Here is a 16941-nt window from a genome sequence, read left to right on the forward strand (position 1 = left end):
GGTGAAGAACATGCAGAAGAATCGCAAGTTGAGCAAGTCCATCTCCGAGGTCAGTTGGTCGGAGTTCTTCCGCATGCTCGGATACAAGGCGGAATGGTACGGGAAGACCATCGTGAAAGTCGGCAAGACCTTCGCCTCTAGTCAACTGTGCTCCAGTTGCGGGCATCAACACAAAGACGTGAAACATCTTGGCTTGCGTGAATGGACATGCCCGAGTTGCGGGATCCATCACGACCGGGATGTGAACGCAGGATTGAATCTTAAACAAGAAGCTGAACGTCTCTTAGCTTCTTCAACCGTCGGGACGACGGGGTTAGCCTGATCAGGTTTCGACCGTTAGGTCGGATCACTCAGGAATCCTCCACCTCTAAGCGAAGCGTAGGTGGAGGTAGTTCAAAAAATGATTGACTACAGGAGGTACGTGATTCCGCTATGCGGTTTCCTGGACATCTTTTTTCGCTAGGAGATACGATGTCTTTAGTGCATGCTGTTGCAAGCGTCATAGTTTAATCGAATCGTAAATTGACATTTCAGTAAATGTAGGGATAATGGAGATTAGCGCACTTTACAGAAAATTTACGTGAAAATGAGGGCTTGAACATGCAAACGAGATCAGCAAGAAAGAGGCAACCGAGCGCTGGTAAGATGTTCATAAAAGTGGTAGCAGCACTTTTATTACTTCTAACAGTGATTGGTTCTGGTTATGCTGGAGCGGTTTTTATAAAAACACAAGAAACTTTAGCAAAAACACAGATTACAATCCCCGGCTCAAAAGTGAGTTCGAAATATGATGATGTCCCGTCCGAATCCTTCTTGATTTTAGGAACCGATGAAACAAAAGCAAGTAAAGATCGGAATGAACCGGCACGTTCTGACGTCATGATTGTCGGTATCTTGAATAAAGAGTCGGAGCAACTCGTTTTAACGAGTATTCCGCGTGATTCACTCGTCAACATCGACTACTCGAACTATGATGTACCTTATGGAAAAACAGGGGTCGAACAAGATAAGATTACCCACGCACATTATTTTGGTTCGATGGATCAATCGAACTCATACAACGGGATTAAGTTAGCGCGTGAGACAACGGAGAATCTTCTCGGGATTCAAATTGATCATGTCGTCAAAGTAAATTTCCAAGGATTCGTTCAATTGATCGATGCATTAAACGGTGTCGATCTTGACGTCCGTTATGCATTTAAAGAACAAGATTCTGCACGTAAGGCAGATACGATTACCGTGGAAAAAGGGATGCAGCACCTGACGGGAGAACAAGCACTCGCTTATGTTCGTAACCGACATGATGATCCACTCGGTGACATCGGTCGTGGACAAAAGCAAATGCAAGTCATCCAAGCCGTTGCAAAAGAAGCCGCAAGCTTCCGCTCACTCGGTGCATACCGTGATATTTTGAACGCAGTCGGAGATAATGTTGAGACAAACTTAGGTCCAAATGACTACACGCGCCTCGCGGACTACACGACAGCTTTACAAAATACGACGGAATACCAGCTTGCTGGAGAAGGCTATATCGGAATCAGTGGGAAATGGGAGTACCATCTGGATCCGAATCAATTAGAACTCGTCAAAAATAATTTAGCGCAAGCCATGCAGGGGCAAGAAGTTGCGCCGATTAAAGAGGAAACAGAGTTACCGGCGGAAACGGACCAAACGACAGAAACCGATTCGACGATTCAATAAGTGTAAGTTTGATTCTCGATAACGATTTAAAAGACCCTGCCGGCTTTTGCGGCAGGGTCTTTTAAACTGTAGGCAAACTCTTATGAAACGTAAAAATGTGATATCGAGAAGCAACAGTTCGCGCTTCCCTGTCTCGCCTCGTCTTCAAAGCGGCAATCTTCCGCGCCGCTACAGCAAAGCTGCAGGGTCGCGACCGATTACTTTTCGCGGTTCTAAGCGATTCGAGACGAATCGCGGCGCTCTAAACCGTCTTCATGCCCGGCCTTCCGTCACGGTATTACCTAAAAAGCGTCATGTTTCGTTGACTCCTACGGGAAAAAGTGCGTTTTTAACGCACTTTCAGAGGCAGGCAAGACTCTGCTCGTTGGCCGTGAGGGCCAAGGAGTAACGGCTTGCGCCTCGCCCGAGGAAAGCAACGAAAAAAGACACTTTTATTTTCAGATATCACTTTGTCTACACGCTGAAAGACCCTGCCGGCTTTTGCGGCAGGGTCTTTTTGTGATATTAAACATTAGCGGCGGCGTTCCATTTCAACAGTAAACGTATAGCGATCGCCCCGATAAGCAGAAATGACATACTCGAACGGTTGATCCGTCGCGAGGAAAGTCAATTGTTCAACCGACAAGACGGGCGCAGCTGTCGTCAGTCCGAGATGTTGCGCTTCTTCTTTTGTCGCGAGGCGTGATTCGAACGTCTGGCTTGCACGACCGAGGTTGAGTCCGCTTGCTTCAGCAAAAGCATAGAGTGACGCCGTCGCAACATCCTGATTCAATCCAGGTAACAACTGTTCCGGAATATAGACGGTTTCGAGCGCAAGCGCTTGTTCATCAGCGATCCGGAGTCGTTTCAATTCATACACGGTCGCGCCTTCACGAATTCCGAGTTTATTGGCAATCGTCATTTCGGCAGCAATCATCTGATACGACAACAATTCGCTTGCAGGTTCGAGCCCTAAATGTTCCATTTCTTCCGAAAAGCTTGTCAGTCCAGATAATTGCATGACGATTTTTTTATTCGCAACGAATGTGCCGCGTCCTTTTTGACGAATCAAATAGCCGGCGTTGACAAGATTCGTGATGGCTTGGCGGACGGTCATCCGGCTAATTTGATGGGCTTCAGCAAATTCGCGTTCAGAAGGAATTAAATCGCCGGGTTGCAACACCCCGCCTTCGATTTGTTGTTTTAATGCAGCTTCAATTTGATAGTAGATGGGGAGTGGTGAATTTTTATTGATGTGCTGAATCACGGCATTTCGTCCCTTCGCGGTCGATAGTCTTTCATCTAGTGTACTAGGAAATGGACAAGTCGACAAACGATACTAGGCGAAATATGGCATAATAGCAAATGAATAGATTGAGAAAGGTGGGGTAGACATGCGACTGGAGCAAATTTATCCTGCGGTCCGAAAGTTCGTGACACGCGTGACGGATGTTAAAGAAGAACACGGATACTGGGTTGCTTTAGAAGAAAGTTATTTTTATCCGGAGAGTGGCGGACAGCCGGCGGATCGAGGGACATTAAACGATTTGAAGGTTCGTGACGTTCAACTTAAAGCCGGTATCGTGTGGCATCAAGTTGATCAAAAAATCGAAGGTACTGTTACGGGCGTCATCGATGACGCCGTTCGGACGGATCATGCGGCACAACATACGGCGCAACACGTAATCTCAGCGATTTTGCAGGACGAGTTCAATATCAAGACATTAAGTTTTCGGACGGGCTCTGAAGAATCGACACTAGATATTGAAGCAGGTGAATGGAATGATGCCTTGCAAGCGCGTCTTGAAAAAAGATTGCGTCACGTCATTACATCGGCGTTACCGATTACGGCGACTGAATACGATGAAGCAGCAGCGCTCGCACTTCCGTTACGGAAAACACCCCAAGTGACAGGAAAGATTCGTGTCGTCCAAATCGGTGAACTGGACTATAGCGCCTGTGGAGGAACACACCTCGAATCGACAGCTGATTTAGAATTGATTATCTTGACAGGGCAGGAGCGGGTTCGGGGGAATATTCGACTGATGTACGTCGCGAAAGGGCGCGCATTTGAGTTGTTAACGAAGGAAAGACGTGCCTTGCGTGAAGCCGCTCAATTGTTATCGGCTAAAAAAGAGCAGCTGCCGCAAGCCGTCGAAGAATTAAAACAAGATGTCGTTCGCTTGAATCGGATGATTGAAACAGTTCAAGCCGCACATGTCCGTACGGAACTCAATAAACTACTGGCGTCGACGGAGGATTGGATTTTCGTAAACCATGCTGACGAGGCATTGCCATTCTCTGAAAGACTAGTCAAAGCGATTGCGGAAGCAGGACGTCTCGGACTCATTTGGAACGAATCAGCTAAAAAATTATTGATGCAAGGATCAAGTCCGGTCCACCTTGGGAAATTTGCCAAAGTCCATTTGAAGACGTTCAATGGACGTGGTGGTGGTAGCGAGCACGTCGCACAGGCGATGTTCAACACGCATGAGGATGCAGTTGCTTACATAGAACGATTGAAGGAGGAACAAGTAACATGACAGTGATTCAAGTAAAAACAGCAGAGCAGCACCAAGCAGTCCGAATGATTCGCGAACGGGTCTTCGTCGAAGAACAAGGGGTTCCTCGTAATCTTGAATATGATACCCATGACGAAACAGCGATTCACTTGCTTGTCCTTGACGAACAAAATCGCCCTGTCGCGACAGGACGGACACGTCCCTACGACGATCAACGGATGAAGGTCGAACGTGTTGCGACGCTAGCTGCGACACGTGGGAAAGGCTACGGCGGTGAGCTGATGCGAGCAATGGAACGCGTGGCGAGACGAGAGGGTCGGAGCATCTTGACGCTTGGTGCTCAAGTTCAAGCGATTCCTTTTTATCAAGGCTTAGGATACAACATCATGTCCGACGAATTTGATGATGCCGGCATCCCACACCGAACGATGGAAAAGAAAGTTTAATTGAGAAATTTTAAAGAAATCCTGTAAAAAGGGTTTCTTTTTTTGAAAGTCTATGTATATATATAATTAATAATGAATTTTTATACAGACAGATGAATTCGAAATCAGGGAGGAATTAATAATGACGAAACAAAAATTAATTTTAGCGTATTCTGGGGGACTTGATACATCGGTGGCAATCAAATGGTTGAGTAAGGATTATGATGTCGTCGCTTTATGTATGGACGTCGGCGAAGGAAAAGATTTGACTGTCATCAAAGAAAAAGCGTTGCTCGTCGGAGCCGTCGAATCGATTGTTCTTGATGTCAAAGAAGAATTCGCAAATGAATTCGTCTTACCAGCACTTCAATACGGCGCCCACTACGAAGGCGCGTATCCACTGATTTCGGCACTGTCTCGCCCGCTGATTGCTGAAAAGCTCGTCGAAGTTGCGCATCAACATGGCGCAACGGCCGTTGCACATGGTTGTACAGGAAAAGGAAATGACCAAGTCCGGTTTGAAGTTTCGGTCGCAGCACTCGATCCTTCACTGGAAGTCATCGCCCCTGTACGGGAATGGAAATGGTCACGTGAAGAGGAAATCGCTTATGCAAAAGACAACAATGTCCCGATTCCAATCAATCTCGACAGCCCATATTCAATCGATATGAACCTTTGGGGACGGAGTAACGAATGTGGTGTCCTTGAAAACCCTTGGACAGAACCGCCGCAAGATGCTTATGCACTGACGGTCGCACCGGAAGAAGCACCGGATCAAGCAGAAGAAGTCATTATCGGTTTTGAAGCGGGTGTTCCGACTTCAATCAACGGAACAGTCTACCCACTGGCGAAGTTGATTACAGAACTCAACATCATCGCCGGAGCACATGGTGTCGGACGGATTGACCACGTCGAGAACCGTCTCGTCGGAATCAAATCGCGGGAAGTGTATGAATGCCCGGGAGCAACGGTCTTGCTAAAAGCCCATGCCGCACTCGAGACCATCACATTGACGAAAGACGTCGCTCACTTCAAACCGATTTTAAGTCAACAATATGCAGAAACAATCTACAACGGTTTGTTCCACGCACCGTTAACGAAAGGTCTGAAAGCATTCTTAAAAGCGACGCAACAAGACGTCACGGGCGAAGTACGGGTCAAACTCTACAAAGGGAATGCGACGGTCACAGGACGTCAGTCACCGGTGTCACTTTATGACGAGAAGCTTGCGACGTATACGAAAGAAGATGCGTTCGATCATGAAGCAGCGAAAGGATTCATTAAATTGCACGGTCTTGCGATTGCGACACACGCAAGTGTTCATCGGCAGGAAGGCGTGACAAAATGACGAAACTTTGGGGCGGACGGTTTACAGAAGGGGCTTCCGCTCAGGCTGAAGCGTTTGGGGCATCGATTTCATTCGACCAAAAGCTTGCGGCAGTTGATTTAGAAGGAAGTCTCGCCCACGCCAATATGTTGTATCAACAAGGTATCCTAGAAGAGACGGAATGGAAAAAAATCGAAGCGGGTCTCAAGACGTTACAAGCTTCGATTGGAACACATGTCTATTCGCTTGCTGACGAAGACATCCACATGAATCTCGAACGGTTGCTGACGGAACAAATCGGACCGGTCGCAGGGAAGTTGCATACAGCGAGAAGTCGGAATGACCAGGTTGCGACGGATTTACATTTATGGATGGAACAACATGTGGTTGATTTAATCGAAAGCCTACGCAACTTGCAGACGGTGATTACGGAACAGGCGGATGCACACATCGAAACCGTCATGCCGGGGTATACCCACTTACAGCGGGCACAACCGATTTCACTTGCACACCATCTACTCGCGTATTTTTGGATGTTCGACCGTGACGTAGATCGTCTGACAGATAATTTGAAACGGATTCGGATTTCGCCGCTCGGTGCGGGGGCACTCGCCGGGACGACATTTCCGATTGACCGTTTCAAGTCAGCGGAACTGCTCGGATTTGAGCACGTCTATCCGAACAGCCTCGATGCTGTATCGGACCGTGACTTCGTCATTGAATATCTCGGGATTGCTTCGACGGTCATGATGCACCTCTCACGCTTTTGTGAAGAAATCATCATCTGGGCGTCGCAAGAATTTTCATTCATCGAATTGTCAGATGCATTTTCAACGGGTTCGAGCATGATGCCACAAAAGAAAAACCCGGACTTCGCTGAATTGATTCGCGGAAAAACAGGGCGTGTCTATGGAAACCTGATGGGGTTCCTGACGACGATGAAAGCATTACCGCTCGCTTACAATAAAGACATGCAAGAAGATAAAGAAGGTGTCTTCGATACGGCAGATACCGTTTTACAATCCGTTCAAATCTTTACGGGAATGCTCGAATCAGCAACGTTTAAGACAGAAGCGCTCAAGAAGGCGACAATGCAAGACTTCTCGAATGCAACGGAACTAGCAGATTATCTCGTCACAAAAGGTGTTCCTTTCCGGGAAGCGCATGAAATCGTCGGAAAAGCGGTCCTCCATTGTGTTCAGACGAATTGTTTCTTAAAAGATTTAACGCTTGAAACGTATCAAACGTTCCACTCCGTCATCGCGGAAGATGTTTATCCGCTCCTCGACCCGGTGCAAGCAGTGGCAAGAAGAGGAAGTTACGGCGGGACAGGTTTTGCTGCTGTTTCTGTACAACTCGATCAAGCGAAGAAAAAACTCACGGATTAACGGAAAAATGAAAAAATTTTAGCAAATGACTGGATTTAACAAAAAATGTTTGCTATAACTGTAACTAACAACCGACAGATAGAGGCGCGGATGACATCAGTAACATCATTTATTGAAGCGAGCATGCTGAGTGATGTGAAAGGGGAAATCCGCCGAAGTGAATGAGAAAGATGCTTCTTCTCATTTGCTGGTACAACGGTTAAGATCCGTTGTACTGCCGAAACCGATGTTTCGGAGCGCTATCTTACGTAAAAGAACGAAAGACTTTGTCTTCGTTTGTCCGATCGTGATAACGACGGGCCGTAGGAACGCTCCTACCGGCCCGTCGTTTTTTTCTGTTTCGGGACAAAGGAGATAGGATTGTGACAACTGTACTTAAATTTGGTGGTAGCTCGGTCGCGACTGTCGAACAGATTCAGTCAATTGCGAATTATTTAAAAAATCGGACAGAACAAGGTGAAAAATTAGTGGTCGTCGTCTCTGCGATGGGGAAGATGACAGACTCGCTCATCGCACAAGCGCAAGCAATCACGGATCGTCCTGAACGACGTGAACTCGATCGATTGCTCGCAATCGGCGAAGAACAAACGATTTCGTTACTCAGCATCGCCTTAAATTCCGTCGGAGTAAAAGCCTTATCACAAACAGGTGCGCAGGCAGGAATCAGCACGATGGGGGTTCATACGAAAAGTAAGATTAAACAAATTGACGGGGACTTGTTACGAAAGAAACTCGAAACCTATGATGTCGTCATCGTCGCCGGATTCCAAGGTGTCAACGAGCTTGGGGATGTTACAACACTCGGTCGTGGTGGGTCAGACACAACGGCTGTCGCCTTAGCGGCCGTCCTTGATAAGCGCTGTGAAATCTATACGGATGTCGACGGTGTCTATACGGCGGATCCGCGGATTCATCAAGCGGCACAGCCGATTCCACAAATTTCATATGATGAAATGATGGAAATGAGTGCACTGGGGTCGAAGGTAATGGAGATGCGCAGCGTCGAACTCGGGAAAAAATACGGCGTGCATATCTTTGTTGGGAAAACACTTGAATCGGAAAGAGGGACTTGGATCATGGAGGCAACAGAAACGATGGAACAAAAAGCAGTCACGAGCGTCAGTGTAACGAAAAATGTTTTGACGGTTTCAATCAAACACGTTCCACAAACCAATTCAGCAGTCGCCGACATTTTTGAATTGTTATCGAATCGCCATGTCAATATCGACATGATCAGTCAAACGACCTTTGATAGTGACGTGTTCCTCTCGTTCTCTTGTCCACTCGATGAAGAAGAGTTTCTCGAAGAGGCACTGAAAGATATCATCGATCGTTTTCCGACCGTTAAAGTCGATCGTCATAACGAGCATGCCAAGTTATCGGTCGTCGGAATCGGAATGCGTGACGCAACGGGCGTCGCATCAAAATTATTTGCGACGTTCCGTGCCGAGAACATCACGTTTTATCAAGTCACGACATCAGAAATCAGTATCTCGTATACAATCGCACAAGCAGATATCGAACGAACGGTCGCGGCGATCGCGAACGCGTTTAGCCTGTAAGGAGGAATGAACATGTACCACGTAGCAGTCATCGGTGCGACAGGCGCCGTCGGACAAAAGATGTTACAAGTCTTGAAGGAACTCGATTTTCCAGTCGGTCAACTGTCGGCGTATGCTTCAGAACGATCAGCAGGAAAAGTCGTTTCGTTTAATGGAACGGACGTGACGATTACAGCTTTATCGGAAGACATCATCCATCACGGGATCGACGTCGCATTATTCGCAGCCGGTGGAGCAATCAGTGAACAGTATGCCCCCTTGCTGGCAGAACACGGAACACTTGTCGTCGATAATTCAAGTGCTTTCCGGATGCAAGAGACGATTCCGCTCGTCGTACCAGAAGTCAATCCGGAAGCGGTCAGCAGCACCGACCGACTGATCGCTAATCCGAACTGCTCGACGATTCAATCCGTCGTTGCCCTGGCACCACTCAAACACTTAGGTTTTGAACGAATCACGTATACGACGTATCAAGCAGTCTCCGGTTCCGGTCAAAAAGGAATTGAGGACTTGGCGCGAGGCAGCCGCGGTGAAGAACCGGTCAACTATCCGCACCCGATCCATGATAATATCTTGCCGCATATCGATGTCTTCTTAGAAGACGGGTACACGAAAGAAGAGCAAAAAATGATTGACGAGACACGGAAGATTTTTAACCAACCGAACTTACCGGTCAGTGCGACGTGTGTCCGTGTTCCCGTCACAAATTCGCATTCGGTTGCAATCAACGTGACGTTTTCAAACGAGACGACGGTCGAAGCGATTCGCACAGCACTTGCTGACGCGCCAGGCGTCGTACTGGTTGATGATGTTTCGCGAAATCAGTACCCGATGCCGCTTGATGCAAGCGGGACGGACGAAGTGTACGTCGGGCGGATTCGTCAAGATCAAACGCTCGCGAACACATTCCATCTGTGGTGTGTCGCGGATAACATTCGAAAAGGCGCGGCGTCAAATGCAGTCCAGGTCGCGCGTCATGCTTTAGAAAACGGCATCCATTCTTAATCATACTAAGGAGGAATTTAACATGTTCAAAGGAGCAGGAACAGCACTAGCGACACCGTTCAATTCAGCAGGTGAACTCGACTTAGTCGTTTTTGAACAGTTGATTGAACAGCAACTTGCAGCCAATATCCAAGCGCTCGTCGTCGCCGGGACGACAGGTGAAGGATCGACGCTTTCAAGCGAAGAGTTCGAAACGTTACTTGAGACAGCAGTCCGTGTCACGGCAGGTCGTGTTCCGGTCATTGCCGGTACGGGAACGAACAATACGGCACAGACGATTGAAAAAACGAAAACGGCTCAGCGGCTCGGAGCGGATGCAGCGATGCTCGTGACACCGTATTACAATAAAACGTCACAAGCCGGTTTGATTGCTCACTTTACCGCAGTCGCGGATGCTGTCGAATTACCCATCATGTTATACAACGTACCTTCACGGACGGGTGTCGCGATTGCAGTTGAGACAGCTGTAACACTCGCGGAGCATCCGAACATTCAAGCATTCAAAGAAGCGAGCGGGGATGTCAGTTTCATGGGTGAATTGATGACGGCACTCCCCGAAGGTTTTGCAGTCTTCTGTGGCAACGACGATCAAATCCTGCCGTACATGGCATGGGGAGCACAAGGTGTCATCTCGGTCCTGTCGAACCCGTACCCGGCAGAAACACAAGCGCTTGCTGAAGCCGTGCTCGCAAACGACTTAGTGACGGCACGACGCATTCAAAGTGATTTAATGCCTGTCATCGCAGCCATCTTTAGTGACGTCAACCCGATTCCTGTTAAAGCAGCACTCGAAGAAGTCGGGTTTGCAGTCGGTGCACCACGCTTGCCGCTCGTTCGCCAATCCGAAGCCGGGCATGCACACTTACTCGAGACGATGCGTGCTTATAAAGGAGTGGTTCGATGAAGCTTGCCATTCATGGATATGGTGCGACAGGGCATTATGTCGAGGAATTGGCACCCGCTGAAGTTGTCGCCGTTATCGATCAGACGAAGTCAGCGGAGAAAATTCCTTCGTATCAAACGGTGTCCGAGCTAACAGAAGAAGTCGATGCCATCATCGATTTCTCTCACCCGAGCTTGTTGCCGGATTTACTGGCGTATGGCCTCAAAACGAAAACACCGCTCGTCATCGCGACGACCGGATTTTCGGAAGCGGAGTTACAAACGATAAAAGACGCTTCGACTGAAATTCCAATTTTTCAGTCGTACAACATGTCGTTCGGGATCGCGATGATGCAGCAATTGTTACAGGTGCTCGTACCACTCGCCAGTTCGTTCGATATCGAACTATTAGAAAAGCACCACAATCAAAAGGTCGATGCACCAAGCGGGACGGCAGAACTCTTATTGCGGACGATTCAAGAACTCCGTGACGTCCAGCCGGTCTATGAACGTGAATCGACACGGGAAAAACGCCAAGCGTCTGAGATCGGCATGCACTCGATGCGTGGTGGAACAATTTTCGGTGAACATGAAGTGTTGTTCGCCGGGGTCGATGAATTGATTGAAATCAAGCACACGGCATTATCAAAAAAAGTATTTGCTTCAGGTGCGATTAAAGCAGCCGAAGCACTCATTCAAAAATCGGCGGGACTCTACACGTTAGAGACGCTCTACTCACAGGAGGATTCACATGTTACTAACTGATGCTTACGAAATTGCGAAATTCATTAAAGATGCTAAAAAACAGACACCGGTCAAACTTTACGTCAATGGCGATTTAGCGGGCTTGACGATTGAAGGGGCGACAGCTTTCGGATCGGATGAATCAAAAATTTTCTTTGCAGATGCAGGACTTGCTGCGACTTTCTTAGAAAAGTATTCAGACCGAATCACGGACGTCCACGTCGAATACGATCGTCGGAACAGTGCTGTACCGATGCTTGACACACGTCACTTGAATGCGCGAATCGAACCGGGTTCGTGGATTCGGGATCATGTCGTCATCGGCGATAACGCCGTCATCATGATGGGTGCAATCATCAATATCGGTGCATCGATCGGAGATGGTACAATGATTGATATGAACGCCGTCGTCGGAGCACGTGGCACGATTGGGAAAAACGTTCATGTCGGCGCAGGTGCCGTGGTCGCAGGTGTCCTTGAGCCACCTTCAAAAACACCGGTCATCATCGAAGATGGTGTCTTGATCGGAGCGAACGCTGTCATCTTGGAAGGCGTTCGTGTCGGAAAAGATGCAGTCGTTGCAGCAGGCAGTGTCGTCACAGAAGACGTCCCTGCAGGTAGCGTCGTTGCTGGAACACCAGCACGCGTCATCAAACAGAAAGACGAAAAAACAGCAGAGAAGACGCAATTAGTGGATGATTTACGTTCACTCTGATTGACGTCGAAGAGGAGGAAAACACATGGCAGTGGATACACAGTATGGTGAAGCGATTTGGTTAGACGGGATTTTTCATGATCCAAAAGAAGCGAATACGAGCGTCATGTCACACGCGATTCATTACGGAAGTGGTTTTTTCGAAGGGATTCGTGCTTACGCGACGCCTGACGGTCCGGCAATTTTTCAATTGACGGAACACATCGAACGTCTCTTCCGGAGTTGCGCGTTCTATCACGTCACGATTCCATATACAGTGGAAGAACTTGTCCAGGCAACGATTGATCTCGTTGCGAAAAATGGCTTTGAGTCTTGTTACATCCGTCCATTCGTTTTCCTCGGAACACCGTGGCAAGCCTTGATGGCAAAAGATACGACGGTTCACGTCGGCATCTCATGTTGGGAACTTGGTGAATACTTCGATAAAGGTGTCGGCATTCGTGCGAAAGTCGCCTCTTACCGTCGGGTATCGTCAACGATGATGCCGATGCAAGCGAAAGCCGCTGCGAACTATATGAACTCACAACTCTTAAAAGGCGAAGCCCTTCGTGATGGATTTGACGAAGCAATCGCACTCGATATGAACGGTAATGTCAGTGAGGCAAGTGTCGCGAACTTATTCATGTTGAAAAACGGGACAATCTACACGCCGTCACTAGACTGTTCTGTCCTTGACGGCATCACGCGTCAAGTCATCATGCGCCTCGCGCAAGATCAAGGGTACCCAGTCGTCGAACGTCACATCGGGCGTGACGAGCTGTATGTCGCAGACGAGATTTTCTTAACAGGGACAGCGGCAGAAATCACGAGTGTTGGTGAAATCGACCATATTACAATCAACGGCGGAACACGGGCTGTCGCGGATGAATTGCTCGAGCTTTACCGACAAACGGTCTCAGGACAACTCCCGCAATATGCAGACTGGTTGACACACGTCACACCAGCGGTAGCTGAATGAATACACGTACACGCGTAACAATCGATCGGGAAGCGGTGCGACAAAATGTCGCATCGGTCTTCGCTCGATCGCAAAAACAGATTTTCGCCGTGGTGAAGAACAATGCCTATAACTTAGGTATGCTTGAAATGGTTGGGACATTGATGGAAGCGGGCGTGCATCATTTCGCTGTCGCTGAAGTTTATGAGGCAATTGAAATTAAAACGAATTTTCCAGACAGTTATGTCTTAGCGATGAATCCAGCGACTCAGTTCGAGGCTGCTCGAGACTATGGCATCGCGCTTGGAATCCCGTCGGTAGATTGGTTGAAGCGGTATCAAGCAGACCTTTCGAACATCGAACTCCATTTAAAGGTCAATGTCGGGATGAACCGTTTTGGTGTCAGTTCACTTGAAGAAGCGCAAGCAGTCCTTGAAGTAGTGCAGGAGCAACAGCTCCGTTTGACAGGGCTATATACACATTTTCCGCTCGCAGACGAGCCGGGAGCGGACCATGATGGACAAGTCGAGCGTTTCTTAGCGATTGCGAACGTCGTCCGGACACAACATGAATTTACGTACATGCATGCTGAAAATAGTGCGACGATCGTCAAACATGACGAACGCCTCGCCTTTTGTAACTATGTTCGTCCCGGTATCTTTTTGTTCGGTTATTCACCGATTGAAAAGATGGACTGGTTAGTACCTTCCATGCGGATGACAACAGAAATTGTTGAAATTCGTGAAGTAGGGGCGGACGAACACGTCGGATACGGTACGTCTTACACGACGGATCAACCGCTTCGTGTCGCTGTCTTACCGGTCGGCTATGGAGACGGGGTCGTCCGGGGGCGGTCCGCTTTACCTGTATTGATTCACGGGAAACCGTATTCAATCATTAGTAAATTATTCATGAGCCATACGTTCGTTGCCGTTGATTCGACAGTCGAAGTCGGGGATGAAGTCGTCTTGTACGGGGACGGAATTGAAATCGACGACATCACACGGACGGGAACGGCAAATAATTCGGAACAGATGTGTGCACGCTCATGGCGATTGGCACACCGTTATCTATAAGGAGGAACTATTTATGTACGGAAGCTCGTATTTGACGGAACAAGACAACACGCTTCAAATCGATGGTGTCGCAGCAACAGATTTAGCAGCACAATATGGAACACCCCTTTACGTGATGGCAGAGCGTGAACTGACAGACCGTTTAGCGACCGTACGAGATGGTTTCTTAACGAAATATCCGAATACGTATGCTTCCTTTGCTTCAAAAGCGTTGACGATTGGTGCCGTCTATCAGCAAGTCGTACGTCACGGACTCGGAATCGATGTCGTGACGGGGGGCGAGCTTTACATCGCGCGTCAAGCGGGCGTACCGGCAGAACGGATCTATTTCCACGGCTCGAACAAATCGACGCAGGATTTACGGTATGCCGTCGAAGAAGGCGTCGGAAAAATCGTCATCGACCATTACGGTGAGATTGCACAGCTCGAACAAATTGCAGCAGATGCTTGTCAGACGGTAAACGTATTGATTCGAATCGTCCCCCAGGTCATCGGTGGGGCACATACTAAAATTCAGACGGGCGGCGTTGATACGAAATTTGGATTCTCGACCCATGATGAATCGTATCTTGAAGCCGTTCGGGCAATCTTAGCGTCGGAACATCTTGTCCTGCTCGGTATTCATTGTCACGTTGGATCACAAATCCAAGATCTTTCGTTGTTCGAGCGGACGGCGCGGACGATGATGGGGTTTGTCGAAACGATTCGTCAAGAAACGGAATTCACGGCGAGCGAAGTCAACGTCGGCGGTGGATTCGGGATTGCGTATACGAAAGACGATGTCCCGCTTGATTTTGAACAGACGATGGAGCATGTCATGGCAATCATCGAGGAAGAGTCGACACGACTTGGAATCGAACGTCCACGGATTGGGATTGAACCAGGGCGGTGGGTTGTCGCGAATGCCGGGACGACACTCTATACGGTCGGGGCGATTAAAGAAGTCCAAGGGGTTCGGACGTATCTGTCTGTTGATGGCGGCATGGCAGACAATATCCGTCCTGCGCTGTACGGTGCAGTCTACGAAACAGTCATCGCCAATCGGGTGACAGGAACGCTGCGCGAAGTGACGGTCGTTGGTGCTGCTTGCGAATCCGGCGATTTAGTCGCAGAAAAAGCGCAATTGGCGGAACCGGCTAGCGGGGATACGCTGGCGGTCTTCGGGACGGGCGCCTATAATTTCTCGATGGCGAGCAACTACAATCAATTTTTACGTCCGGCAGTCGTCTTCGTCAATCAAGGGGAAGCGCGGGAAGTCGTCCGACGCCAAACATATGCGGATCTCGTTACGTGTGATCTCGGTCTAGAAAACGTACGATCTTAATAAACAGCAAGCCTTCCCCGTCGACCGAAACGAGGAAGGCTTGCTGTTTTAAATTTCAGGAAACAGGTTTATCTGCCGAAAGATGGTGTTTCGAAACGTTTTGAGGGAACATCAAGTCAAATTATTTGGATGGGATGACCAATACTTGTCCGATTGAAATCAAGCTGACATTCGTAATCTTATTCGCTGCTGCGAGCGAGCTGACTGTCACATTGTACTTACGGGCAATCGCATAAAGCGTATCTCCACTTTTGACGGTATAAGAAGTCGTTGTTGGGGGAGGTGTTGTTGACGTACCGGGAATTTTCAACACTTGACCAACAGAAATCAAATTGAGGTTAGTGATGTTGTTTGCTGAAGCGAGTGCACTGACGGAAACGTCGTACTTCCGAGCGATAGAATAGAGTGTATCCCCGCTTTTGACGGTATAAGAAGTCGTTGAGGTTGGGGGAGGTGTCGTCGACGTACCGGGAATCGTCAAGATTTGTCCGACAGAAATCAGGTTAAAGTTGGTGATGTTATTTGCTTTAGCTAAAGCGCTGACAGAAATGTTATAGAGGTTTGCGATTTTATAGAGCGTATCGCCAGACTTGACGGTATACGTTTTACTACCTGAAGTCGGGAGTTGCAGTAATTCAGAAACCGTAACGAACGTATACCCTTTAGCTTTCAGTTGCGTAATCATTGAAGGAAGGGCGGTTGGGGTTCCGGATGCACCGGCACCCGTATGCATTAAGACAATCGATCCCGGAACGATGTTCGGAATGACGCGGTTCAAGATTGCGGTAGAACTGATTCCTTTCCAGTCCGTCGTATCGATGTTCCATTGAATCGTTTTCGTGTAACCTGCATTACCGACGGCTGCTAAAACAGCACTGTTGCTTGCACCAAATGGAGCCCGGAAAATTGGTTTTGTTGTCTGTCCCGTTAATGAGTTAAGCAGACTTTCCGTCCGTGTCAATTCACTTGTCATCTGACTTGCAGACAAAGTCGTAAAATCGGGGTGACTGTAGGAGTGATTTCCAATTTGATGCGTCGGTGTTGCATTCGCGATATTTTTGATCGACTGTGGGTGATTCGCGGCACCGGCACCGGTCAGGAAGAAGGTTGCTTTGACATTGTTACTTTTTAAGATACTGAGAATTTTACCGATGTTTGTACCATCCGCCCCGTCATCGAACGTCAATGCCACCACTTTGTTCGTTGTCGAACCTTTCGTGATGAATGTTGAGCTAGCTGCTTCGACTGGTAGCTGATAACTGGATAATGGAATGAACATCAGTAACAAGACAACAAGTAACCGAAGCCATTTTTTTCGCATTATGATTTCCTCCTTTTCAGTCCGCTGACACTT

General features: G+C 48.2%; 16 protein-coding genes and 1 riboswitch. Of the genes, 14 read left to right on the plus strand and 2 right to left on the minus strand.

Annotated features, from left to right (window positions below; all coding sequences use genetic code 11):
* Nucleotides 1-322, plus strand: a 322-nt coding sequence (locus KNP98_RS10100) for an RNA-guided endonuclease TnpB family protein (RefSeq protein WP_214811374.1), incomplete at its 5' end; no start/stop codon positions are given.
* A 278-nt stretch (nt 323-600) separates the two neighbouring features.
* Nucleotides 601-1701: an LCP family protein gene (locus KNP98_RS10105; protein ID WP_088836298.1), complete on the plus strand. Its 1101-nt coding sequence runs from the start codon at nt 601-603 to the stop codon at nt 1699-1701.
* Between the two features lie 511 nt (nt 1702-2212).
* Here the strand turns inward: KNP98_RS10105 and phnF are convergent.
* Nucleotides 2213-2947 (minus strand): phosphonate metabolism transcriptional regulator PhnF, encoded by a 735-nt coding sequence (phnF, locus tag KNP98_RS10110; protein ID WP_088836299.1) that lies wholly within the window; start codon nt 2945-2947, stop codon nt 2213-2215.
* 127 nt (nt 2948-3074) lie between these two features.
* On the opposite strand from phnF, the gene KNP98_RS10115 reads away from it, so the two are divergent.
* The 12 genes from KNP98_RS10115 (at nt 3075) to lysA (ending at nt 15587) form a co-directional block, all read left to right on the plus strand.
* Complete coding sequence (locus tag KNP98_RS10115; protein ID WP_214811377.1) at nt 3075-4223, plus strand: alanine--tRNA ligase-related protein; 1149 nt, start codon at nt 3075-3077, stop codon at nt 4221-4223.
* Complete coding sequence (locus KNP98_RS10120; protein WP_088836301.1) at nt 4220-4648, plus strand: GNAT family N-acetyltransferase; 429 nt, start codon at nt 4220-4222, stop codon at nt 4646-4648. Before KNP98_RS10115 ends, KNP98_RS10120 begins: the two co-directional genes overlap by 4 nt.
* 121 nt (nt 4649-4769) lie before the next feature.
* On the plus strand, nt 4770-5975 hold the full coding sequence (locus KNP98_RS10125; protein ID WP_088836302.1) for an argininosuccinate synthase: 1206 nt from the start codon (nt 4770-4772) through the stop codon (nt 5973-5975).
* Entirely contained in the window at nt 5972-7342 is a 1371-nt protein-coding gene (argH, locus tag KNP98_RS10130; RefSeq protein ID WP_214811379.1) for an argininosuccinate lyase, read from the plus strand. The genes KNP98_RS10125 and argH overlap by 4 nt, the downstream gene beginning before the upstream one ends.
* A gap of 71 nt (nt 7343-7413) precedes the next feature.
* A riboswitch (Lysine riboswitch) is annotated at nt 7414-7592 on the plus strand.
* 112 nt (nt 7593-7704) lie between these two features.
* Complete coding sequence (locus tag KNP98_RS10135) at nt 7705-8904, plus strand: aspartate kinase (RefSeq protein ID WP_029332620.1); 1200 nt, start codon at nt 7705-7707, stop codon at nt 8902-8904.
* Between the two features lie 12 nt (nt 8905-8916).
* The gene (locus tag KNP98_RS10140; protein ID WP_088836304.1) at nt 8917-9909 is read left to right on the plus strand and encodes an aspartate-semialdehyde dehydrogenase; all 993 of its coding nucleotides are present in this window, start codon (nt 8917-8919) and stop codon (nt 9907-9909) included.
* 22 nt (nt 9910-9931) lie between these two features.
* Nucleotides 9932-10813 (plus strand): 4-hydroxy-tetrahydrodipicolinate synthase, encoded by an 882-nt coding sequence (gene dapA / locus KNP98_RS10145; protein WP_088836305.1) that lies wholly within the window; start codon nt 9932-9934, stop codon nt 10811-10813.
* Nucleotides 10810-11556, plus strand: coding sequence for a 4-hydroxy-tetrahydrodipicolinate reductase (dapB, locus tag KNP98_RS10150; protein ID WP_088836306.1), 747 nt, complete (start codon nt 10810-10812; stop codon nt 11554-11556). The genes dapA and dapB overlap by 4 nt, the downstream gene beginning before the upstream one ends.
* Nucleotides 11543-12250, plus strand: a complete 708-nt coding sequence (gene dapD, locus KNP98_RS10155) for a 2,3,4,5-tetrahydropyridine-2,6-dicarboxylate N-acetyltransferase (protein WP_088836307.1) — start codon at nt 11543-11545, stop codon at nt 12248-12250. The genes dapB and dapD overlap by 14 nt, the downstream gene beginning before the upstream one ends.
* A 25-nt stretch (nt 12251-12275) precedes the next feature.
* Nucleotides 12276-13208: a branched-chain amino acid transaminase gene (locus KNP98_RS10160; RefSeq protein ID WP_029332625.1), complete on the plus strand. Its 933-nt coding sequence runs from the start codon at nt 12276-12278 to the stop codon at nt 13206-13208.
* Nucleotides 13205-14263 carry an alanine racemase gene (gene alr / locus KNP98_RS10165; RefSeq protein WP_214811381.1) on the plus strand — a complete coding sequence of 353 codons (1059 nt, stop codon included), beginning with the start codon at nt 13205-13207 and terminating at the stop codon, nt 14261-14263. Before KNP98_RS10160 ends, alr begins: the two co-directional genes overlap by 4 nt.
* Nucleotides 14264-14276: 13 nt before the next feature.
* Nucleotides 14277-15587 (plus strand): diaminopimelate decarboxylase, encoded by a 1311-nt coding sequence (lysA, locus tag KNP98_RS10170; protein WP_088836309.1) that lies wholly within the window; start codon nt 14277-14279, stop codon nt 15585-15587.
* Nucleotides 15588-15708: 121 nt separating this feature from the next.
* On the opposite strand, the gene KNP98_RS10175 is transcribed toward lysA, so the two are convergent.
* Nucleotides 15709-16908: a LysM peptidoglycan-binding domain-containing protein gene (locus KNP98_RS10175; RefSeq protein ID WP_214805405.1), complete on the minus strand. Its 1200-nt coding sequence runs from the start codon at nt 16906-16908 to the stop codon at nt 15709-15711.
* Between the last annotated feature and the right edge of the window lie 33 nt (nt 16909-16941).

The sequence above is a fragment of the Exiguobacterium sp. s127 genome, from assembly GCF_018618695.1.
Taxonomy (GTDB): domain Bacteria; phylum Bacillota; class Bacilli; order Exiguobacteriales; family Exiguobacteriaceae; genus Exiguobacterium_A; species Exiguobacterium_A oxidotolerans.